Annotated in this window: 16 protein-coding genes; 8 read left to right on the top strand and 8 right to left on the bottom strand. The window is 67.6% G+C overall.

Annotation, left to right across the window (positions count from 1 at the left end):
* Positions 1 to 184: 184 nt before the first annotated feature.
* Positions 185 to 4,531 carry an SdrD B-like domain-containing protein gene (locus tag G5C50_RS30225; protein WP_165075326.1) on the bottom strand — a complete coding sequence of 1,449 codons (4,347 nt, stop codon included), beginning with the start codon at positions 4,529 to 4,531 and terminating at the stop codon, positions 185 to 187.
* Positions 4,532 to 4,791: 260 nt separating this feature from the next.
* On the opposite strand from G5C50_RS30225, the gene G5C50_RS30220 reads away from it, so the two are divergent.
* The 4 genes from G5C50_RS30220 (at position 4,792) to G5C50_RS30210 (ending at position 7,530) form a co-directional block, all read left to right on the top strand.
* Positions 4,792 to 5,334 carry a J domain-containing protein gene (locus tag G5C50_RS30220; RefSeq protein WP_165075324.1) on the top strand — a complete coding sequence of 181 codons (543 nt, stop codon included), beginning with the start codon at positions 4,792 to 4,794 and terminating at the stop codon, positions 5,332 to 5,334.
* 98 nt (positions 5,335 to 5,432) lie between these two features.
* On the top strand, positions 5,433 to 6,827 hold the full coding sequence (locus G5C50_RS30215) for an OFA family MFS transporter (protein ID WP_165075322.1): 1,395 nt from the start codon (positions 5,433 to 5,435) through the stop codon (positions 6,825 to 6,827).
* A complete protein-coding gene (locus G5C50_RS33005) occupies positions 6,824 to 6,949 on the top strand; it encodes an MFS transporter small subunit (RefSeq protein WP_255487583.1) in 126 nt (41 codons plus the stop codon). Before G5C50_RS30215 ends, G5C50_RS33005 begins: the two co-directional genes overlap by 4 nt.
* 140 nt (positions 6,950 to 7,089) lie before the next feature.
* A complete protein-coding gene (locus G5C50_RS30210) occupies positions 7,090 to 7,530 on the top strand; it encodes a TIGR03067 domain-containing protein (protein ID WP_165075320.1) in 441 nt (146 codons plus the stop codon).
* Between the two features lie 199 nt (positions 7,531 to 7,729).
* Here G5C50_RS30210 and G5C50_RS30205 read toward each other — a convergent pair whose 3' ends face one another.
* Positions 7,730 to 8,152, bottom strand: a complete 423-nt coding sequence (locus G5C50_RS30205; protein WP_165075318.1) for an SRPBCC family protein — start codon at positions 8,150 to 8,152, stop codon at positions 7,730 to 7,732.
* Between the two features lie 201 nt (positions 8,153 to 8,353).
* Here G5C50_RS30205 and G5C50_RS30200 point away from each other — a divergent pair, with 201 nt between their 5' ends.
* Positions 8,354 to 9,199, top strand: a complete 846-nt coding sequence (locus G5C50_RS30200; RefSeq protein WP_165075316.1) for a CPBP family intramembrane glutamic endopeptidase — start codon at positions 8,354 to 8,356, stop codon at positions 9,197 to 9,199.
* Between the two features lie 25 nt (positions 9,200 to 9,224).
* On the opposite strand, the gene G5C50_RS30195 is transcribed toward G5C50_RS30200, so the two are convergent.
* Both G5C50_RS30195 and G5C50_RS30190 read right to left on the bottom strand, forming a co-directional pair.
* Entirely contained in the window at positions 9,225 to 9,884 is a 660-nt protein-coding gene (locus G5C50_RS30195; RefSeq protein WP_165075313.1) for a metallophosphoesterase family protein, read from the bottom strand.
* A gap of 13 nt (positions 9,885 to 9,897) precedes the next feature.
* Positions 9,898 to 10,671 carry an ADP-ribosylglycohydrolase family protein gene (locus G5C50_RS30190; RefSeq protein WP_165075310.1) on the bottom strand — a complete coding sequence of 258 codons (774 nt, stop codon included), beginning with the start codon at positions 10,669 to 10,671 and terminating at the stop codon, positions 9,898 to 9,900.
* 226 nt (positions 10,672 to 10,897) lie between these two features.
* Here G5C50_RS30190 and G5C50_RS30185 point away from each other — a divergent pair, with 226 nt between their 5' ends.
* The 3 genes from G5C50_RS30185 (at position 10,898) to G5C50_RS30175 (ending at position 14,932) form a co-directional block, all read left to right on the top strand.
* Positions 10,898 to 12,163: an FG-GAP repeat domain-containing protein gene (locus G5C50_RS30185; RefSeq protein WP_165075308.1), complete on the top strand. Its 1,266-nt coding sequence runs from the start codon at positions 10,898 to 10,900 to the stop codon at positions 12,161 to 12,163.
* Between the two features lie 148 nt (positions 12,164 to 12,311).
* Positions 12,312 to 13,571: an FG-GAP repeat domain-containing protein gene (locus tag G5C50_RS30180; protein ID WP_206107920.1), complete on the top strand. Its 1,260-nt coding sequence runs from the start codon at positions 12,312 to 12,314 to the stop codon at positions 13,569 to 13,571.
* A 140-nt stretch (positions 13,572 to 13,711) separates the two neighbouring features.
* Positions 13,712 to 14,932 (top strand): FG-GAP repeat domain-containing protein, encoded by a 1,221-nt coding sequence (locus G5C50_RS30175; RefSeq protein ID WP_165075303.1) that lies wholly within the window; start codon positions 13,712 to 13,714, stop codon positions 14,930 to 14,932.
* 99 nt (positions 14,933 to 15,031) lie between these two features.
* Here the strand turns inward: G5C50_RS30175 and G5C50_RS30170 are convergent, their stop codons facing one another.
* The 4 genes from G5C50_RS30170 to gyrA all read right to left on the bottom strand — a co-directional run bounded on the left by G5C50_RS30170 (position 15,032) and on the right by gyrA (position 20,180).
* Entirely contained in the window at positions 15,032 to 16,219 is a 1,188-nt protein-coding gene (locus tag G5C50_RS30170; RefSeq protein WP_165075300.1) for a glycosyltransferase family 4 protein, read from the bottom strand.
* 333 nt (positions 16,220 to 16,552) lie between these two features.
* Positions 16,553 to 17,002, bottom strand: coding sequence for a hypothetical protein (locus tag G5C50_RS30165; protein ID WP_165075297.1), 450 nt, complete (start codon positions 17,000 to 17,002; stop codon positions 16,553 to 16,555).
* 192 nt (positions 17,003 to 17,194) lie between these two features.
* Positions 17,195 to 17,488 carry an AAA family ATPase gene (locus tag G5C50_RS30160; protein WP_165075295.1) on the bottom strand — a complete coding sequence of 98 codons (294 nt, stop codon included), beginning with the start codon at positions 17,486 to 17,488 and terminating at the stop codon, positions 17,195 to 17,197.
* A gap of 28 nt (positions 17,489 to 17,516) precedes the next feature.
* Positions 17,517 to 20,180, bottom strand: coding sequence for a DNA gyrase subunit A (gene gyrA / locus G5C50_RS30155; RefSeq protein ID WP_240907422.1), 2,664 nt, complete (start codon positions 20,178 to 20,180; stop codon positions 17,517 to 17,519).
* Between the last annotated feature and the right edge of the window lie 31 nt (positions 20,181 to 20,211).

Raw genomic sequence — 20,211 nt, 5'->3', positions numbered from 1 at the left:
GCTCAATTCCCGTGCCGAACAGTATTGGCCCGCAGGGCCGGATGAGGGGGGATCGGCGTCGCATCAGGAACCAGCCGCCGGACGTGAACCCAACGGCGGTCGTCCCCCTCATCTGATCGCCGCCGCCGAAAATGTGTCAGGTCGTCAGCCCGGCGGGAGGGGGGACGATTGACGCCGCTCGATCTCAGCGCGTCGCGCGCATCGCGGCGTGTAGCACGGCGATGTGGGGGAGCGCCGCGTCGACGGCCCGGGCGGTCAGGGCCGTCAGGATGCTGCGGTTGAACGTCCGGACGTAGTCGCTCCCCGGCCGGTTGGTCCCGGCTCCGTCGATAAGGCGTCCCGACGCGTCGGCCACCCCGCCGGGGGTGGAGCCGTTCACCGTGATTCGATATCGGGCGAAGGGGTAGAGCCGGCGGCGGAACCCCAGCGTGACCGTCTGGGCCGCGGCGTCGTACGAGGCCGAGGCGACCCGGACGGCCCGGATCGTCCGGCCCCGGGGCGAGACGACTTCGATTCGATAGTTGCTCGCATCTTGTGACGTGGACGGGTCGAGGGGGCCGCTGAATCCGAGCGTGAGAGACGTCGGCGCCCGGCGGAAGCCGGAGCGCGTGAGCGACGATACCGCGACCGGCGATTGAGGTTGGGGCTGAGGCTGAGAGGGAGTCCCGGCCGGCGGCTGGACGGGCGCCGCCATGACCCGGATCCTCGCCTGCGAGCTGCGGCTGGCGGGATCGGCGATGGGCTGGTCGGCGTCGACGGTCGTCGTGCTCGTGAGGTCGCCGGCCATTATGAGCCGGACGACGAGGGTCACCGTGGCGGTCGCGCCGGGGGCCAGGTCGCCGAGCGCCGCGGTCACGACGCCGTCCGACTGCGTCACGGTCCCCTGCGACGTGGAGGCGGAGACGAACTCGACTCCGGCGGGGAGGTTCTCGGTCGCGATCACGCCGCTGGCCGCGTTGGAACCCCGGTTGGTCACCAGGATCGTGTAGGTCAGCTCCTGGCCGACGACGCCGACGGCCGGATCCGTGCTCCGGCCGACGACCAGATCGGCGTCCGTCCGGAAGATCGCGGAGAACTCCGAGGTGTCGCCGGTCAGCAAGTCCCAGACGACGGCCGTCAGGTAGGCGCCGGCCGGCAGGGGTTCGTTGAGCAGGGCGACGATCTTTCCGTCCCCCGTGTGGCTCGTCGGCTCGACTCCATCGAACATGAGGAACGTCCGCCCCTCGCCGGATCCCGAGAGGTCCAGCGAGTCGGCGATGAAGAACTCCACGAGGAGCGCGCTGGTGTCGCCGTGGTATTCCCCGTAAATCGCCCTGGGGGTCACGCTCGTGATGATCGGGGCGTTCAGCAGGCGGTTGGGGCCGGAGTCCGCGTCATGGTCGTCGTTGGGGGTCGGGCCGTCGTCGCCCAGGTCGATCCCCATGAGGGCGTTGGCGTAGATGCTGTTCCGCGAGATGGTGATCCCCCTCGGGCCGGCGGCCGTCGCCGACGAGCCGACGACGACCCCCTTGCCGTTGTGGGCGATGACGTTCCCCACGATCCGGCCGCCGATCGTCTCGTCGCCGAGGACCGCCACTCCGCTCGCCGTGAACCCCCGGATCGTCAGGCCGCGGATCAGGCTCCGGCTGGCGTTCAGGACCGTCAGCCCATTCGACAGCGTGGAGGAGCCGACCAGCTCGACGACCGGCGCGCCGGGCGCGGCGCCGGCCTGCATCAGGGCGTCGATCCAGGTGTCGTCGTCGGCGATCGCGGGAAGCCGGCTGGCCAGGGTGATCGTCTTCACCCCCGCGCCGGGGATCATGAAGACCGTCGCCTCCACGCCCTCTGGGATGGTTTGGCTCACGTCGTCCTGGTCGAGCCCGTCGTTGAGCAGGGCGTTGCTGTTGACGATGAACTGCCGCAGGCTCCCCTGGCCGGCGTCGTTGGCGTTGACCACGGTGTCGAAGTTGAACCCGAAGTCCACGCCGACGATCTCGGTCGCGCCGGTCCCGAATTTGACCTTCGTCACCGACTGTTCGAGGGCCGCGTCGTTCAGGTTTCCGCCGAGGCCCTTAGCCCCGGAGTCCTGGCCGAAGGGGTCCGCGCCGCCCACCTCGTCGACGACGGGCGTGACCGTTCCCTGGCCCACGCCGGTGCCGTAGGTCTGGACGGCGAGCAGGCCCGCCGTCGTCCCCCCCGGGCGCGACGAGGTCACCGAGGCGTCGACGACCCGGACCGAGTACGTCGTGGCCAGCGGCAGCCCGCTGAACTGGTATCGGCCGTTCGCGTCGGTGGTCGTGGCCGTCAGGAAAGCGCCGGCCGCGTCGTACAACTCAACCCGGACGCCGGGGCGGCCGACTCCCTGGCTGCCGGCCTGGTCCCTTCCCGGGCCGCCGCCGTAGTTCACGTCCTCGAAGACCGTCCCCTGGATCGAGCCCGTCGTCGCGTTCGCGACGATCACCTGTCCGCTGAACTCGGACGTCGCGCGGTTCAGCGTGGACGTCGCCGTGAGGGGCGTCCCCACGCCGACCCCCGGCAGGGACGACAGCGGCACGAGGAACCGGAACCGATTGGCGTCGACGTCCTTCCCCTGCGACAGGCCGTTGATCAGGCTGGGCCCGTAGCTCCCGCGGGTCTGGTCCAGGTCGTCGGCCGAGCCTTCGGTCAGGGTGACGAGGAACGTCTTCCCCTCGCCGAAGCCCGAAGGGTCGCCGTCGCCGATGAACAGCTCGATCACCGCCCCGGGGGTCTGGCTCGTGTATCCGCTCAGCTCCAGGTAGCCGTCGTGGACGACGGCGCGGGCGAGGATCGGGAAGTTGGTCAGGAAGTTGCCGCCGACGGTCGAGACGCCGCCGACCTTGTTGACCGTGACGAACGGCGCCGTCCCGAGCTTCTGATCGTTCGACGGCAGGAGCAGGTCGATGCCGAGCTGTCCGCTGGGCGTCCCGCCCGGCAAGGCGGCCACGCCGTTGTCGAAGATCGAGTTCTGGGTGATGACGTTGTAGACGGAGTCCTTGCCGACCAGCACCCCGGCACCGTAATTCGCGCTGATGACGTTGCGCGAGGTCGTGATGTTGGCGGCGTTCAGGTTGATTCCCGCGGTGGAATACCCCAGTCGGCCGTTGCCCTGGATCGTATTGTTCGCGATGGTCCCGTACCCATAGTCGACGAAGACGCCTGCGCCGCCTCCGTCCACGATGAGATTGCCGGCGAAGGTGATCCAGCCGACATGGAGCGCGCGGACGGCGGACCCGAGCGGGCCGTCGAGTTCGCGCGGGGCGTCGAGCGCGGCGCTGAGAATCTCGTTGCCCGTAACGGTCAAGTTGCCGCCCCAGTCGGCGTAAACGCCCTTGTGTCCGCTGAAGCCCATCAAGTTGTTCCGAATCGTCACGTCATACGATTGATAACTTGTGATCAGCCCCCAGCCGGTCCGCTCGCCCGGGCCGGGGTCGGAGAAGGATTTCGCGGTCGAGCCCAGGAAGTTCTTTTCGATGAGCGTGCGGGACCGGCCGGCGTTGACGTCCTGCCCGTCGAACCCGTGGATCGCGACGCCCGTCAGGACCTGATCGGCGCCGCCGAATCCCAGACCGATGCCCACCGAGGCACCGTCGCGGATCTCGACCTCGGGTTTGTCGACCTTCGCCAGCGCCAGGCCGTCGACGCCGACCGTCCCGCCCGTCCCCTGGACGCCGGGGTTCGTATCGCCGACGTTCCTGGTCTGCGTGGTGCCGTCGATCCGCGTCCACGGCCCGGTGACGCCGGGCAGCATCGTCATGACGGAGAAGACGGCAACGCCGTCCGTCAGGGCCGCCTGCGGCACCATGAAGACGGTGGATTCATAGCCGGCCGGCAGCCCCGCCTGGGCGAGGGTCTTCTCGCCGCCGATGGCGTTGCTGTTGACGATGAACTGCCGCAGGCTCCCCTGGCCGGCGTCGTTCGTGTTGACCACCGTATCGAAGTTGAAGCCGAAATCCACGCCGGCCACGGCCGTCGCGCCGGCCGGGATCGACACCCGCGCCACCGACTGTTCCAGGGCCGCGTCGCTCAGGTTCCCGCCGGGGCCCTTCGCGTCCGAGTCCTGGCCGGCGGGGTTCGCGCCGCCCACCTCATTGACGACCGGCGCGGCCGTCCCGGAGGTTGCGTCGGTGCGATAGGTCGGCACGGCGAAGATGTACCACGAGGTCCCGCCGACGCGGGTGGAGGTCACCGTCGAATCGACCACCCGCACGGAGTATGACGCCCCCGCCGCCAACCCCGAGAACTCGTAGCCGCCGGCCGCGTCGGTGGTCGTCGCCGACAGGTAGGCGCCCGTCGCACCGTACAGCTCGACCCGCGTCCCGGAGATCCCGACGCCGCCGCTGGCGGCCTGGCTCCGCCCTGCGCCGCCGCCGCCGTAGTTCACATCCTCGAACACGGTCCCGCGGATGGCCGCCGCGTTCGCGACCGCGTCCGCCGCCACGGCCGAGGCCGGCACGGCGCGGATCTCAAGCCCTTCCAGCAACGGCTTCCGACGACGCTCGGCGCGCACGACTGCACGAATCTTGCGAATCACGGAGAGGAACCTCGCAGCTCAATCGCGGATCGGCCGCGCCTGGAATCGAGCGGCGGGGCCTGCAAACCGGTTCGGCGATCGCCTGCGGAGGTCGCCGAACGAATTTTTTCAGTGTACTCATCACAGGTTCGCTACGCAATCACTCATGCGACAGTGACGATTGGGTGAGGTTTTGCGTCTCGACGTCGTTTGCCAGCATCGGGGGCGTTCGGTTACGCTCCTTCGGGGCATGGATTCGTTCATTACGGGAGAGTCGGGCGATGATGCTGATGGCCGAGAGCCAGGACGGCCGGGTCATCTGGGTGGTGGTGGAGCTTCATCGACCCAAGAAGCGGATCCGGAGCCGGATCATCCTGCACCTGGGCGAGTTCCCTGGCCGCGACGAGGCCGAGGCTGCCTTCAAGGCTCGGCTGACGACGGAGCCTCGGCTGGTCGAGCTGGCCGAACGCTGGCGGGCCGGCGCTGAGGACGTGCTTAAGGACCGCAAGGCGCGGCGGCAGTTCGTCCGGTTCGGCGTCGCCGCGGGAGTCTCGGCCCACGCCGATGAGGTCCTGCGGAACTTCGAGCGCGAGCAAGAGGAAGCCCGCCGTCGCGCCCAGGCGGCCTTCTGGACCTCCGGGGGATCGTCCACCGCCTTCGCCACGCTGGGCCTGCCGCTGGCGGCGTCCGTCGACGAAATCAAGGTCGCCTACCGCCGCAAGGCCGTCGTCCTCCACCCCGACCGCGGCGGCGACCATGCCTCGATGGTCAAGCTCAACGCCGCCTATGAAACGGCCCTGGAGTACGCGGCCTGGCGGGGGTGAGGCGAGAGATCCTTGTGCCGTGTGATGGTCGGTGCGATCGTGGAGACGCGACGCCGTCCGCTGCCTCGTCGTTGAGAATTCTCTCTGAAGGGCTCCTCATGCAAGTCGTTGAAACCGCCGCCCCCGGCCTCCTGGACCGCGAGCGCACGATCGCGCCGGCGGGGTTCAACCGCTGGCTGATCCCGCCGGCGGCGATGGCCGTTCACCTCTGCATCGGCGAGGTCTACGGGTTCAGCGTCTTCAACGTGCCGCTGACGCGACTGGCGGGCGTCGATCATTCGGTCGATGGGGTGGACTGGACGATCCCGCAGGTCGGCTGGTGTTATTCGATCGCGCTGATCATGCTCGGGCTCTCGGCGGCGTTCCTCGGGCGATGGGTCGAGCGCGTGGGGCCGAGGAAGACGATCGTCGCGAGCGCCTGTTGCTTCTGCGGCGGGTTGCTGGTCTCGGCGCTGGGGGCCTGGCTGCACAGCCTTAGCGTCCTCTACCTGGGGTACGGCGTGATCGGGGGCGTGGGGCTCGGGCTGGGGTACATCGCGCCGGTGTCGACGCTGGTGAAGTGGTTCCCGGACCGGCCGGGGATGGCCACCGGACTGGCGATCATGGGCTTCGGCGGCGGGGCGCTGATCGGGGCGCCGCTCGGTGTGGAGTTGATGGGCCGGTTCAAGTCGGCGGGGTCGGTCGGGGTCTGGGAAGCGTTCCTGGCGATGGCCTTGCTCTACTTCGCTCTCATGATGTTCGGCGCGTTCACGATCCGGATCCCCTCGGCGGGCTGGCGGCCGGAGGGATTCGTCCCCTCGGCGAAGCCCCGCAAGCTGGTGTCGGACGCCGACGTGCCGGTGGATCTCGCCTGGAAGACCCCCCAGTTCTGGCTGCTCTGGGGGGTGCTCTGCCTGAACGTCACGGCGGGGATCGGCATCCTGGGGCAAGCCTCGCTGATCTGCCAGGACATGTTCGGCGTGAGTGCGGCGGTGGGGGGCGGCTTCGCGGGACTCCTCAGCCTGTTCAACATGGCGGGGCGGTTCTTCTGGTCGTCGGCCTCGGACCACGTCGGTCGCAAGGGGGTTTACTGCGTCTATTTCCTTTTGGGCGCCCTGCTGTATTGCCTGATCCCGTTCGCCCAGAAGACCCACAGCGTGGCGCTCTTCGTCGGGCTGACGGCGACGATCATCTCGATGTACGGCGGCGGCTTCGCCACGATCCCGGCGTACCTCCGCGACCTCTTCGGCACGCTCCACCTGGGCGCCATCCACGGGCGATTGATCACGTCCTGGTCGATGGCCGCGGTCCTGGGACCGCAATTGGTGAACTACATTTCGACGTATCGGATCGCCCAGGGCGTCCCCCGCGCCGAGGCCTACAACGCGACCATGTACCTGATGGCCGCCCTGCTGCTGGCGGGCCTGGCCTGCAACCTGCTCATCACCCCCGTCGACTCCCGCCACCACCGCCATCCCGACGATCCCGCCACCGACCAGGACGCCAACTCATGAACACCACCGAATCGAAATCCTCGACGGCCCGCCTCGTCGTTTCCTGGCTCATCGTGGCGATCCCGCTGGCCTGGGGCGTGGTCCAGAGCGTGGGCAAGTCGCTGCCGCTGTTTCAGAGGTGAGGCTGTTCCGAAAAGTCTTCCCCCCTTCGCGGGGGAAGGCCGTTACGGTTCCAGATTCGGATGATTGGCGTCGCGGTTCGCCGGCGTGTATCTTTTCAGAACATCGTCGAACCGAACCGCAACCCCTGAGGACGTCCCCCATGTCGCTCAAGCTGCTCTTCGCCTTCGCTATGCTCCTGACCTGCTGCGCGGCCGTACCGGGCGCGGACGCCGCCGACGTGAACGACCAGATGGAGGGCGTCTGGATCCCGGCCAAGGGGGAGATGGCCGGCCAGCCCTTGCCCGACGACTTCCTGAAGACGTTCAAGCTGGAGGTCAAGGACGACAAGTACACGGTGACCATCAACGGCCAGGTCGACAAGGGCGACTGCAAGCGCGACCCCGCCGCCAAGCCCAAGACGCTCGACATCACCGGCACCGACGGCCCCAACAAGGGCAAGACCATCCCGGCCATCTACGAGCGCAACGGCGACTCCCTGAAAGTCTGCTACGACATCTCCGGCAAGGAACGCCCCAAGGAGTTCAAGACGGCCGACGGCTCGCTCCAGTTCTTCGTGGAGTACAAGCTGCAGAAGCCGTGATCAGAATGAGATGGCAAAGCCATAACGGCCTTCCCCCCTCGCGGGGGAAGGTGGCCCGCAGGGCCGGATGAGGGGGGATCGGCGCCGCGTTCAGGCCCACCGATCGGAGGCGCGTGCAACGCCGGTCGTCCCCCTCATCTGATCGCTGCGCGATCTGTCTTCCCCCGCGAGGGGGGAAGACCGTCCGACGCCGCCCCGATCAGCCAGCTTGAACCTCCGCCGAGAGCCGGTCGAGGTTTTGCTCGTTCGCGGGCTCGACGATGTGGCGGACGGCCTTCGCGACGTCGTCGTCGTCGAACGCCTGCTCCCACAGGAGAAGGGTTCCGGCCGGCTGCTCCTGGAGCGTGACGGTGAGCCGGAAATGCGGCTGCGAGACGTGTCGGATGACGACCTGTTCGTCCGGAACGATCGTCTCGAACCGCGATTCGTTGTCGTAGTTCGCCCCGGTGGGCCCGTGCATGACGAAGACCCAGCGCCCGCCGGGCTGGAACTCGAACGTCTCGAACGTGTTGGTGAAGCCGTCCGGCCCCCACCACCGGGCGAGGCGTACCGGATCCCGAAACGCGGCGAAGACGGCGGACGGGATTGCAGGGATCTCGCGCTTCGTCGTGAAGGTCGTCATTCCAGACTCCTCGCTTCGCGGCTGTGCTCGGACGGGCTATTTTGCAGTCGTTCGGCCCGCCTGGAACGGCGGCCCTGGGAACTTCCTCGACATGAAGCGCCGGAGAACTTGATGGCGATCGAACCGGCCCCAGGCGAGTCGGGAGGAAATCGCTCAGAGACGTCTCCGCGATGGCCTCTAGCGATCCCTCGACCTCGTCCCGTGCCTGCGGCGGCTCTCCTCGGGCTTGCGATCCTCCTCGTGGCCTGGAACGCCGTGTTGGTATTCCTCGCCTTTCGTGACCCCGAGCGCTGGTTCCAACCCGCCTGGCGGCTGGCCGAGGAATCCGGCGGGCTCGTCAACCTGACCCTGTCCGCGAACCTCCTCAACTTCGCCCTTTTCGTCGTCGGCTTGCTGATGATCGGCTTTCGGCAGCAGCCCCACATGCTGGGCCTCGACCCCAGGCACATCCCGGCCGGCGTGGCGGTGACGGCCCTGATCTTCGCGATGCAGTTGGCGGCGGAAGCCGCAGCCGCTTGGAGTCAGGGAGAGCCGCTCGCGCTGAGTGCCGCCTGGTCAGGAAAAACGTGGACGGTCGCGGCCGGCCTCTGGATCGCCCAGTTGTTCGGCAACGCCCTGTTCGAAGAAGTCGTGTATCGGGGGTTCTTCCTCCCCCAGGCTTACTTCCTGGCGGCTCGCCTGCCCGAGAGCCGTCCGGCGACGCGTCTCGCCTTCGCGCTCGCATTGTCGCAAGGGGTCTTCGCCGCCATTCACATCCCGGTCAACGTCGCGCACCACATCTCCGCGATCTTCCTGCTCGTGCAGTTCGCCATCGGCCTGGTGCTAGCCGGCGTATATCTCGCGTCGAACAACCTGTTCCTCGCCGTCGGGATCCATACTCTCTTGAACGAACCGCCGTCGCCGATCGCCTCGCCTCTCCCCGAGGGCGTGGCCCCCGGCCTGCTGACGCTGGGTCTGCTTGCCGTGCTGATCCTCCGATGCTCCAGGACCGGGAGCCGAATGGAGGAGCCGCCCGAGCGTGGGCGCGCGCTCGCGGAGACCGCATGACAGCCTCAGCGGCCTTCAGGAGGGACTACCCCGCCTCAACCTCGCCTCGCTGGTTCGCCCTCCAAAACTCGCCCGTCTTCACCTCCAAAGCGGTGAGCCAGCCGCCGCCGTGGCAGTAGGTGTCGATGCAGACCAGATGACCCAGGTCGAGGATCTCTCCCGTGCGCTGGGGAGTATGGCCGACGATCACGGTCTTGCCCGACTCGTGCGGGCCGGGCGTCATCTCGCGGATCGACTCCCAACGCAGGGTTCCGGCGTGCTGCTCGGCCATCGGCACGTCGGGGAAGTAATTGGCGTGCGTGAAGATGTGAGTGGCCGTTTCGTGGTAGTCCAGGCAGCCCTCCAGGAACTCGTAGTGTTCGTCCGGGATGAGGGAAAGCTCCCGCCCCGGGCCGTACGAGTCGAGCGTCGTGGTCCCGCCGATGTCGAAGAACCAAAAGATCGGGTACTTGCCGATTCGGACGTCCAGCAGCATCTGGTCGTGGTTGCCCAGGATCGGGACCAATCGGCAGCGCCGGCCTAGCTCGATGAGCTGATCCAGCACGCCCCGGCTGTCGGGGCCGCGGTCGATGTAGTCGCCCAGCGTCACGATCAGGTCGGTGGGCCGAGGCTCGACGGCCTCGATCAACGCCCCCAGCGCCGTCGAGCAGCCGTGGACGTCGCCGATCGCGATCACGCGGGCCATGAGCGTTCCTCGATCACGGGCAGTTGAAACGCTCGGAGAACTCACGGGTCACGGCGGCCAGGTCGTCGTCGAGGATCTCAAGGACGCGGCGGTGGATCGGTTCGGGGACGCCGCCGTAGAAGGGCTGGGCGATCGCGCCGGCCATGCAGGCGAGGGTGTCGCTGTCACCCCCCAGAGAGATCGCCAGCCGCACGGCGCTTTCGAAGTCGGTCGACTCCAGGAACGCCCGGATCGCCTGGGGGACGCTGTGCCGGCAGGAGACCTCGAAGGAGTACATCGGCCGGATCTCGTCGAGCGTTCGATCCAGATTGTATGAGAATCGCGATTCGACGCATTCCTTGATCGCATCCTTGTCGCGACCGGTCCGCGCCAGGAACACGGCGGCGGCGATCGCCTGCGCGCCCTTGATTCCCTCCGGGTGGTCGTGCGTGACCTCGGCTCCGGCCTTCGCGGCCGCCAGCGTTTCGTCCATCGTCTCGAAGGCGTAGCCGACGGGACTCGTCCGCATGGCCGAACCGTTCCCCCAACTGTTGTAAGGCTCGGATTCATCCATCAGCGCCCACTGGATGAACATGCCCCCGTAGCCGGCGTCCGGATGAGCGCGGAAGTACCGCTTCATCAACTCCGCGTACGGCTCCCCGCGCAGAAGATGATCGGCCATTGCAACCGTCAGCACCGTGTCGTCGGTGAACTGGCAGAGCGGATGGAACAGCGGAAACCGCGTCGTCTTGATCGGTCTCGCCTCATACACCGAGCCGATCACGTCTCCGGCGATCGCCCCCAGCATGACCCCTCCCTTCCAGCCGTCCCCCCCAATGAACCACGCCTTCGGGACTCGTTCGCATCGTAGCAAATCCCTGCCCAAACGCTTGCCGCTCGTTTCCGTCTTGGCCGGGCATGCCGATGATGCGGATTTAATGTTTCTGTCGCAACCGAAACGCCTGTTGCATCTGTATAATCAAGATGCATGGTCGCCTGCAATCCAAAGGCGACGACGTTCAGGGAGACGCCTCATGAACACCTATCGCTCGATGACGAGTCGGCGGCGCGGGACGATTGGGCAGGCCCCGGAAGCGCTGGAGGATCGCCGGCTCATGACCTATGGCGCGGCGCGGTTCGTGACGGGGACGCCGATCGCCTTCGACCTCGCACCCCAGACGGCGGTGCTCGCGGATTTCAATCTCGACGGCAACCTCGACCTGGCGACGTTCACGAGGACGTCGACCGTCGTGGGAGTCGCGCTGGGCAAGGGGAACGGCGCGTTTCGGGCTCCGCAGTATCTCCCGTCTCCTTCGAATCTGAACGTGACGGGGTTGGTCGTGGGTGACTTCAACAACGACGGCAAGCCCGACCTGGCGATGACCACATACAATTACAGCAATGGAGACACCCCGCTGGGCGTCCTGATCAACACCAGCGCGAGCGGCGGCGCCTTGAGTTTCGCCCCCGTGACGACCGTGGACGCTGGATGGAGGGTGCGGTGCCTCACGGCGGGCGACTTCAACGGCGACGGCAAACTGGACGTCGCCGTGGGCTACGCGGATGATTCGCTGAACGGCATCGGCGTCATTCTGGGGCACGGCGACGGCACGTTCCAGCCTGTTATGAAGAGCTACTTCCTTCAGAACTTCGTCTCGCTGGGGACCGCCGACTTCAACCACGACGGCAAGCTCGACCTGACCGCGACCTACTTCAATCGTTCCGACGTCTACCCGCGTCCTCCCGTCGTTTACAAAGCCGGGGTCCTGCTGGGCGACGGGACCGGTTCGTTCCAGGACATGACGGACCTCGACGTCGGGACGAGCGTGACCTCGCTGGCCGTGGGCGACTTCAACCGCGACGGCGCCCTCGACATCGCCGCGGCCTCCGCCGTCTCCTTCGGCGGCTACACCAGCGCCGGGACCAATCAGGCGACCGTCCTGCTGGGCGATGGCGCGGGAGCCTTCACGAAGCAGGCGACGATCCCGTTCGCCTCCGCCGCCACCGCCGTCGCAACCGCCGACTTCAACGGCGACGGCCGGCTCGACCTGGCCGTCCTCACCCCCGCCGACGACTCATTGACGGTCCTCTACGGCGACGGTCGAGGCGGCCTCGTGAAATTCCGCCCCCGCCAGAGCGTCTTCCCGGTCGACGCCGACGCCTCCAGCAACTCCATCGCCGTGGGCCGCGTCGCCAATCGCACGCTCCCCGACGTCGTCGTCGCGGCCGGTTCGTCTGGCCACGTCAACGTGATGCTCAACCGCTCCCGGTTCTCGCGGCCGCTGCGTCGGCATCGTTGAGATTGAACCGTCGACACCGCCCCCGCCGACTCCTCCCGTCGGCGGGGGGGGGGGCGGATCCGCCGTTCCTGAGCACGAGGGGAGGTGTTCACCGTCCAGGGCGCCAATCTCGAACCTGTGAACCAGAAAACACGAGGAGGCTCCGACGATGCGAATCAATTGGGGTACAACTCGGCGACGGCGGCGGCGACGAACGACCCGGTGCGTCGAGACGTTGGAGGATCGTCGGCTGATGACCTACGGCGCGGTCCGGTTCGTCCCGAGCTCGTCGACGCCGTTTGAGCTGGCGACGAACTCGCCGGTCCTGGCGGATTTCAACGGCGACGGCCTCCTCGACATGGCGATGGCCGCCGGGAACTCGCAGGTCGGCGTCGCGCTGGGCTATGGGAACGGGAAGTTCGGGCCGGCGCGGTACTTCGACACGGCGGCGAGTTCGGCCGCCGCGAGCGGATCGACGACGACGGTGATCGTGGGCGACTTCAACAACGACGGCAAGCCGGATCTTGCATACGCCCGTAGCGGCTCCAGCCTTCCCGGCTACCCCAGCGACTTCGGCGTGCTGCTCAACACGGGGGCGGGGTCGGGTTCCCTGAGCTTCGAAGCCGCCGCGACGACCCCCGCGCGGGGGCTCTCGTACAGCCTGGCCGTGGGCGACTTCAACGGCGACGGCAAGCTCGACGTCGCGGCGGGGTTCCGCTACGGCTCGCGCCCTGGCGGCGTCTTCCTGGGCAACGGCGACGGCACGTTCCAGAACGGCCTGGACCTTCCCTCCGCCGACCTGGCGACCATCGAAACCGTCGCCGCGGCCGACTTCAACGGCGACGGCGTCGTCGACCTGGCTGTGACCTTCGCCAATCGCCGGCAGTCGCTCGAATCGACGATCGGGATCCTGCTGGGCGAGGGCGACGGCACGTTCGGAACGCCGAGTCTGTTCCTGGCCGGCTCGGCGCCGAGAGCCCTGACCATGGGCGACTTCAACGGCGACGGCGTCCTCGACATCGCGACGGCCAACGCCGGCTCCTCGCCGACCGACGACTTCCTCAAGAGCGTGGGCGTCCTGATCGGCGACGGCCGGGGAGGCTTCACGCGGCGCTCCGTTCTCCCGCTTTCCTCCATCCCCATCGCCGTTACGGCCGCCGACCTCAACGGCAGCGGCAAGCTCGACCTGAGCGTGCTCGACTCCGACGGACGCCTGACCGTCCTCTACGGCAAGGGGAACGGCGACTTCGTCCGCTTCGGTCCTCGCCAGAGCCTCTTCTCGGCCGGCGCAGGGGCTTCGGGAAACATCGCCGTCGGCCGCATCGCCAACCGGACGCTCCCGGACCTTGCGGTCCTCAACGGCTCCGGCCGCGTCACCGTACTCCTGAACCACTCCCGGTTCTCGCGACCTCTCCACCGGCGCCGTTGACCCGTCGTCGCGGCTCCTCGAGGTTTCCCAGACGGCGTTCCCTTCTTGTTCTAGGCTTCTGATCGCGGAAACGTCTGAATGCAGCAAATGGGACGTTTGCCTCGATTCCACAGGCTAGAGCATCCAGGGAGTCGCCATTCATGAGGACGCACCAGACGACGACCCGACGGCGTAGGACGGGCGGGACGAGGGGATTCGACCTGCTGGAAGGACGTCAGTTGATGACGTTGGGTCTGGTCCAGTTCGGCCCCCCGGCCCCGGTCGCCTTCGAGGGGAACCCGAACTCGACGGGCCTGGCCGACTTCGACGGCGACGGCAAGCTCGACCTGGCCACCGCGCTGGGGGGCGCGAATCTGGGCGTGACGCTGGGGAACGGCGACGGCACCTTCCAGGCCGCCCAGTACTTCACCGGCGACCCGTCGCCGTTCTTCCCGTCGACCATCTCGATCGCCGTGGGCGACTTCAACAACGACGGCAAGCCCGACCTGGCGACCAGCACGTTCTCCACCAACCAGCTCAGCGTGATCCTGAACGAGAGCACCGGCGCGGGGAACCTGGCCTTCGGCGATCCCATCACCCAGGGCGCGGGGGCGGAGCCAGTCTACGTGGTCGTCGGCGACTTCAACCGCGACGGCAAGTTGGACGTCGCCACGGCGAACATCGCCGCCGATGAGAGCGCCTCGGTCGGCATCCTGTTGGGGAACGGCGACGGCACCTTCCAGGACGTCCAGTTCGTCGCCGCCGGCGCGAACTCGGATTCGCTCGTCGTGGGCGACTTCAACGGCGACGGGATTCCCGACCTGGCCGTGACCTACGGAGCCGACGCCGGGCCTTCGGCGAACAAGGTCGGCGTCCTGCTGGGGGACGGCGACGGGACCTTCCAGGACGTCCGCTTCTTCAACGCCGGGACGGCCCCGACCGCGCTGGCGATCGGCGATTTCAACCGTGACGGCGTCCCCGACATCGCCGCGGCCAATGAGGAAAGCAACAACGTCAGCATCCTGATCGGCGACGGCAGCGGGAACTTCACCGCGAGGTATACCCTCCCCGTGGGCAAGGCCCCCAACGCGATCGCCGCCGCCGACTTCAACGGCGACGGCCGGCTCGACCTGGCCGTCTCCAACTCCGGCGACCAGAGCCTGACGGTTCTCTACGGCAAGGGGAACGGCGACTTCTACCGCTGCCGGCCCGCCAACCGAGCCTTCGCCGTGGGAGGCGCGTCCACCGGCAAGATCTCCTTGGGTCGGCTCACTCGCGGCGCCCGCCCCGACGTCGTGGTCCCCACCGTCGACCACGTCGCCGTCCTTATCAACGGCGCCCACCCCCGCCAGCCGCGCGTCGCCCGCCTGCGGTGGCGTTGACGGACAGCCCCCTCGTCGCGTCCTCCGGGGATGCGACGAGGGGGCCGATCCATGGCCGACGGCTTCCGTCCTCCGCGTTCATCCCGTGGGGACGGCGGTTCAGGACGATCGAGTCGATCGAATCGTCGAACGCCGACCGCCGATCGGGACCGCGATCGGGCGATTCGCTGGAGCCGCTTTGCGGCCGCGAGCGTCGTCGACGACCCTCTTCAAGAAGTCCATCAAGGCCGCGGCGTTGCGTGGACCGTTGAAGAGCCTCTCGGTGCGGAGGCGGCCGGCGATCCCCATCTCCCGCCGCCGGGCCGGGTCGTCCAGGAGCGAGGTCAAGGCCTTCGCCAGGGCGGCCGGGTCGTTCGGAGGCACCAGCAGCCCGGTCTCCCCCTCGACGACCTGCTCATGAATGGCGCCGACGCGACAGGAGACGACCGGAAGCCCGCTCGCCATCGCCTCCGTGATCGCCAGCGGCAAGGTGTCGCCCCGGGTGGGGAGGACGAACACGTCAGCCGCGTCGAAGAGGGCCTTCAACCCTCCCTTCTCGTGGGTGACGCCGCGATGGACGCGGATCGGCCCCTCGGATTCGATCGGCGCCTCGTCGGAGACGATGTCGAGTTCACAGCGATCGGCCAGGTGCGAACGGAAGACGTCCAGGAGGACGCGCCCTCCCTTGCGCTCGAACTCGCCGCCCAGGAACAGCAGGCGAGGCCGGGCGTTGTCGCGATCGTCGCGATGTGTGGGCTTCCACCGATCCAGGTCGGCGCCTGGCGAGATGACCGAGATTCGGGACGGCTCCACGTCGTAGTCGTTCATAAGGCTCTCGGCCGTCCATCGGTTCCAGCAGGTGACGGCGGCGGCGGAGTTGAACAGGCGTTTGTACCATCGGAGCTTCAGGCGACTGGCCAGGCCGGGGGCGTCGGCCTTGTGGCCATACCCCGCGCCCAAGGCGTCGAACCCCAGTGGAGTGGCGTCCATCGAAATCACCACGGGCGAATCGCGCGAGGCCCCGCGGTTGAACAGGGAGGAGACGAAGGTGTGGTAGAACAGGGCGTCGAACGAGGGGCCTTCGGCTTGCCTCGCCCGAACCAGGTCGCGAGCGCGAAAGCTCATCCTCACGGAGTAGTTGCGATTCAGCAGGGGGAGGCGGTTCCAGCGATCGTCCCGCCATGAAGGGACGGACATCCAGGTTGCTTCATACGACGTATCGCCGCGGCTCCATGTTTCAAGGTTGCGATGATAAACGCGGTGGCCCAGGGCCTGTTCCATGACGAATCCAAATCGATATGTATCCATGCCCTTCCTTTCCTTCTCGGTCGATCGTCCGGTCGACTTCGCCCGGTCCGATCAAGTCTGTGGGAAGGATAAGTCAAGGTCTCGATCGGCGCGTGGAGGGGATGCCGGCCGGCATCGGGCGGTGTGATTCGGTGACGGCGCGTGGTGCGAAAGGGACATCCGGCGGACCGAATCTCAACAACGTCGACTGCGACGACGAGGTCCGACGATCCCCCAGGAGCGAAAGTGAAAGGAGCGACGCCCGCGGGCCCGATCATCCGCGACGTCGCATGGAATCGGGCCGCGGAGAACATCGTCGTCGTTCGCCCGCGGGATCAGCCCTCGCGCGACGGATCAGAAGAAGGGCGAGTCGAAGTCGTCGAGCGGCGCCTTCTTCTCTTTCTCCTTGGGCGACCAGCCGAAGCGTTCGAGCTTGTCCTCGCGGCTGAGGCGCGGCCACTCCTTGGCGTCCAGATGGGCCTGGTCCCAGGTCGCGCTGTACAGCTCGCGGCAGCGGCGAACCATCGCGCCGGGCGTCTGCGTTCGGGCGATGGCGTCCAGTTCGGCGATCTTATCGCCGATCTCGCGGGCGAGGTCGGTGTCGGGAAGGTCGCGGTAAGGGCCGTGGTCGATCTCGTCGAGATGCTGAAGGCCCAGTTCGCCGCCGCAGCGGGCGATCAGAGCGCGGAGGCCCTTGGGGTCGACGGCCGACCAGAGCAGCCCGCAAGAGAGGCAGGCCCGGAACAACTGCGGCGGGATGATGCCGGCGTAGGACGGCGTGCCGCAATACTGCGGCAGGAACACGGGCCGGCTCCCCCCGTGGGAAGCGAAGCCGCCGGCGACGAGCGCCTCTCCCCCACACCGAGGACAGCGCACGCCGCCTTTGTCGCGTTGAGGATCGACGGGCGGCCTGGACTGGTCCGACTCGGGGAGAATCATCGTCGAGTCCTCTGAATGGAGACGGGGTCGCGTCTCTATATCTTCAGAGGAGCGGCTCTAATCTTGGCGGAATCCGGAAAAGTTCCATGAACCATTGCGCGAACGCCAATCCCAGCGGCAGGCGGCCGGAGGAGGCGGCCCGACATCGCTTCGAATCTCTTCTCCTCGCCGCCGAAGCGCGTGCCATATCGGCGAGAATTCCCCGACGGCCGCCAGGAAGCTGACCGCCTCCAGGATCGACGTCTTGCCGTAGTTGTTGGTCCCGACCAGGAGGTTGACCCGTCCCGGTTGGGGGATTCGGAAGTGATGAAAGCCCCGGAAGTCGCGGATCTCCAGGTTCCTCAAGAGCATGGCGCGTCCCTCCGGGGCTTCTCGGCGGTCACTCTTCCGATTCGCCGTCGGCCTCGTCTTCCATGTGGTCGCTGGCCTCGGCTTCGGCGACGCCGTCGTCGATGATGTGGCCTTCGGCGACGGGGCCGTCGAGGGCGACGGGGGCGGCTTCTAGCTCGGCTTCGGCCTCGGCGGTCAGCTCCTCTTCGGGGAGCTTGGCGAGGCTGCTGACGGCGTCGCCGTCGTCCAGGCGGATGAGCCGCACGCCCTGGGTGTTGCGGCCGATCGGGCGGGTGTCTCCGACCCGGGTGCGGATCAGGATGCCGCCGGTGGTGGTGATCATCACCTCGTCGGCGTCGGTCACCTTGGCGACGGCCACCACGCGGCCGTTGCGGTCGCTGGTCTTGATGTCGATCAGCCCCTTGCCGCCGCGGTTCTGCGACCGGTACTCGGCCAGCAGCGTCCGCTTCCCATAACCGTTCTCGCAGACGGTGAGCAGGCTCGCCGGGTCCTCGCCGCCGTTGGCCACAACCATGCCGACGACCTCGTCCCCCTCTTCCAGGCTGATCCCGCGCACGCCGTGCGCGGGGCGGCCCATGGAGCGGACGTCGGACTCGTCGAACCGGATGGCCATCCCCTCGCGGGTGTTGAGGACCACCTGGTCGCCGGCCCTAGTGCGGGCGACGCCGATGAGCTGGTCCCCTTCGTCCAGGCCCAGGGCGATGATCCCTCGGCCGAGGGGCCGCTTGAAGGCGGTGAGGTCGGTCTTCTTCACGGTCCCGCGGCGGGTGACCATCATCAGGCTCTCGTCGTCGCGGAACTCGCGGACGGGGACGATGCCGGTGATCTTCTCGCCTTCGGAGAGTTGCAGCAGGTTGACGACGGCCCGCCCGCCCGAGGTCCTCGTGGCCATGGGGAGGTCGTACACCTTCAGCCAGTAGACCTTCCCCTTGTCGGTGAAGAACAAGAGGTAGTCGTGCGTCAGGGCGACGAACATGTGTTCGAGGAAGTCGCCGTCGCGGGTGTTGGCGGCGGTGATGCCGCGGCCTCCGCGACCCTGGGCGCGATAGGTGCTGGGAGGCTGGCGCTTGATGTAGCCGTCGTGGGTGACGGTCACCACCATGTATTCCTCGCGGATCAGCGACTCCTTGTCGTAGTCGCCGAGTTCCTCGTCGGAGATCACGGTGCGGCGGGCGTTGGCGTACTTCTGCTTCAGCTCCCGCAGGTCGTTGCGGATCATCTCGAGGATCAACTGCTCGTCGGCCAGGATGGCCTCGTAGCGGTCGATGTCGGCCTTCAGGCCCACGTATTCCTGGGCCAGCTTGTCAGCCTCCAGGCCGGTGAGGCGCTGGAGCTGCATGGCCAGGATGGCGTCGGCCTGCATGCGGGTCAGGCTGGTCGACTCCTTGGCCTCAGGGTCGTTGAGGGCGCGCTGGAGGATCTGGGCGGAGACCTCCATCCCCATCAAGCGGATGCGGGCCTCGGCCGGGTTGGCGGAGGTCCGGATGACGCGGATGATCTCGTCGATGTAATGCAGCGCGATCAGCAGGCCCTCGACGATGTGGGCGCGCTGGCGGGCCTGGCGGAGGAGGTATCGCGTCCGGCGGCGGATGACGTTGATCCGATGCTCGACGTGGAGCCGGAGGAACTCCTTGATGGGCAACGTCCGCGGTCGGCCGTCGACGAGCGCCAGCATGATCACGCTGAACGTGTCCTGCAGCGGCGAGTACTCGTACAACTGGTTGCGGATGACGTTGGCGTCCTCGCCCTTCTTGACCGTCACCGCGATCCGGACCGGGTCCTTGCGGTCGCTGAAGTCGTCGATGTTGGAGACGCCGGTGATCCGGCCGCTGTTGACCAGCTCGGCCAGCTTCTTGAGGAGCGGCTCCTTGGTGAGCTGGTAGGGCATGTCGCTGAAAATGATCTGGGAGCGCCCGTCCTTCAGCTCCTCGATCGTCGACGTGGCGCGGAGGATCAGCCGGCCTCGGCCGCTGCGATAGGCCTCCTTCACGCCCATCCGGCCGCAGATGACGCCGCCGGTGGGGAAGTCGGGGGCCGGGAGATACTCCATGATCTCGTCGAGGTCGATCCCCGGGTTGTCGATGTAGGCGATCAGGGCGTCGCAGACCTCGCCGAGGTTGTGCGGGGGGATCGACGTCGCCATGCCCACGGCGATGCCGCCCGAGCCGTTCACCAGCAGGTTGGGGAACTTGCCGGGGAGAACGCGCGGCTCCTGGTACTTCTCGTCGTAGTTGGGCTGGAAGTCGACCGTGTCGTAGTTGATGTCCTCCAGCATCTCGGCGGCGACCGGGCTCAGCTTGGCCTCGGTGTACCGCATGGCGGCCGGGGGCAGGCCATGGATGCTGCCGAAGTTCCCCTGGCCGGTGATGAGGAGGTGCCGCATGTTCCACCACTGGGCCATGCGGGCCAGGGTGGGATAGATGGAGTTGTCGCCGTGGGGGTGGTACCGCTTCATCGTCTCGCCGACGATGCCGGCGCACTTGCTGGTGGCCGAGTTCGGCCCCAGCCCCAGGTCGCGCATGGCGACGAGGATCCGGCGCTGCGAGGGCTTCAGCCCGTCGCGGACGTCCGGCAGCGCCCGGCTGATGATGACCGACATCGCATACGTGAGGTAGCTCTCCTTCAGCTCCTCTTCGATGTCCAGCGGCAAGGGCGCCAGCGCCCCGTTGGTCGGCTGATCGGCGGTACTCACGGCGGCTCCGTTCCCTCGTCAACGCCCTCGC

It is taken from the genome of Paludisphaera rhizosphaerae, assembly GCF_011065895.1.
In the GTDB taxonomy this organism is placed as follows: domain Bacteria; phylum Planctomycetota; class Planctomycetia; order Isosphaerales; family Isosphaeraceae; genus Paludisphaera; species Paludisphaera rhizosphaerae.
Note: the sequence above shows the minus strand (reverse complement) of the source record. Positions and strands in the feature narration are given on the sequence as shown.

Excerpts from the sequence above, each read along its gene's own strand:
- G5C50_RS30220 (WP_165075324.1), top strand. The coding sequence starts at position 4,792 with ATGATGCTGATGGCCGAGAGCCAGGACGGCCGGGTCATCTGGGTGGTG.
- G5C50_RS30215 (WP_165075322.1), top strand. The coding sequence starts at position 5,433 with ATGCAAGTCGTTGAAACCGCCGCCCCCGGCCTCCTGGACCGCGAGCGC.
- G5C50_RS33005 (WP_255487583.1), top strand. The coding sequence starts at position 6,824 with ATGAACACCACCGAATCGAAATCCTCGACGGCCCGCCTCGTCGTTTCC.
- G5C50_RS30210 (WP_165075320.1), top strand. The coding sequence starts at position 7,090 with ATGTCGCTCAAGCTGCTCTTCGCCTTCGCTATGCTCCTGACCTGCTGC.
- G5C50_RS30205 (WP_165075318.1), bottom strand. The coding sequence starts at position 8,152 with ATGACGACCTTCACGACGAAGCGCGAGATCCCTGCAATCCCGTCCGCC.
- G5C50_RS30195 (WP_165075313.1), bottom strand. The coding sequence starts at position 9,884 with ATGGCCCGCGTGATCGCGATCGGCGACGTCCACGGCTGCTCGACGGCG.
- G5C50_RS30190 (WP_165075310.1), bottom strand. The coding sequence starts at position 10,671 with ATGCTGGGGGCGATCGCCGGAGACGTGATCGGCTCGGTGTATGAGGCG.
- G5C50_RS30185 (WP_165075308.1), top strand. The coding sequence starts at position 10,898 with ATGAACACCTATCGCTCGATGACGAGTCGGCGGCGCGGGACGATTGGG.
- G5C50_RS30180 (WP_206107920.1), top strand. The coding sequence starts at position 12,312 with ATGCGAATCAATTGGGGTACAACTCGGCGACGGCGGCGGCGACGAACG.
- G5C50_RS30175 (WP_165075303.1), top strand. The coding sequence starts at position 13,712 with ATGAGGACGCACCAGACGACGACCCGACGGCGTAGGACGGGCGGGACG.
- G5C50_RS30170 (WP_165075300.1), bottom strand. The coding sequence starts at position 16,219 with ATGGATACATATCGATTTGGATTCGTCATGGAACAGGCCCTGGGCCAC.
- G5C50_RS30160 (WP_165075295.1), bottom strand. The coding sequence starts at position 17,488 with ATGCTCTTGAGGAACCTGGAGATCCGCGACTTCCGGGGCTTTCATCAC.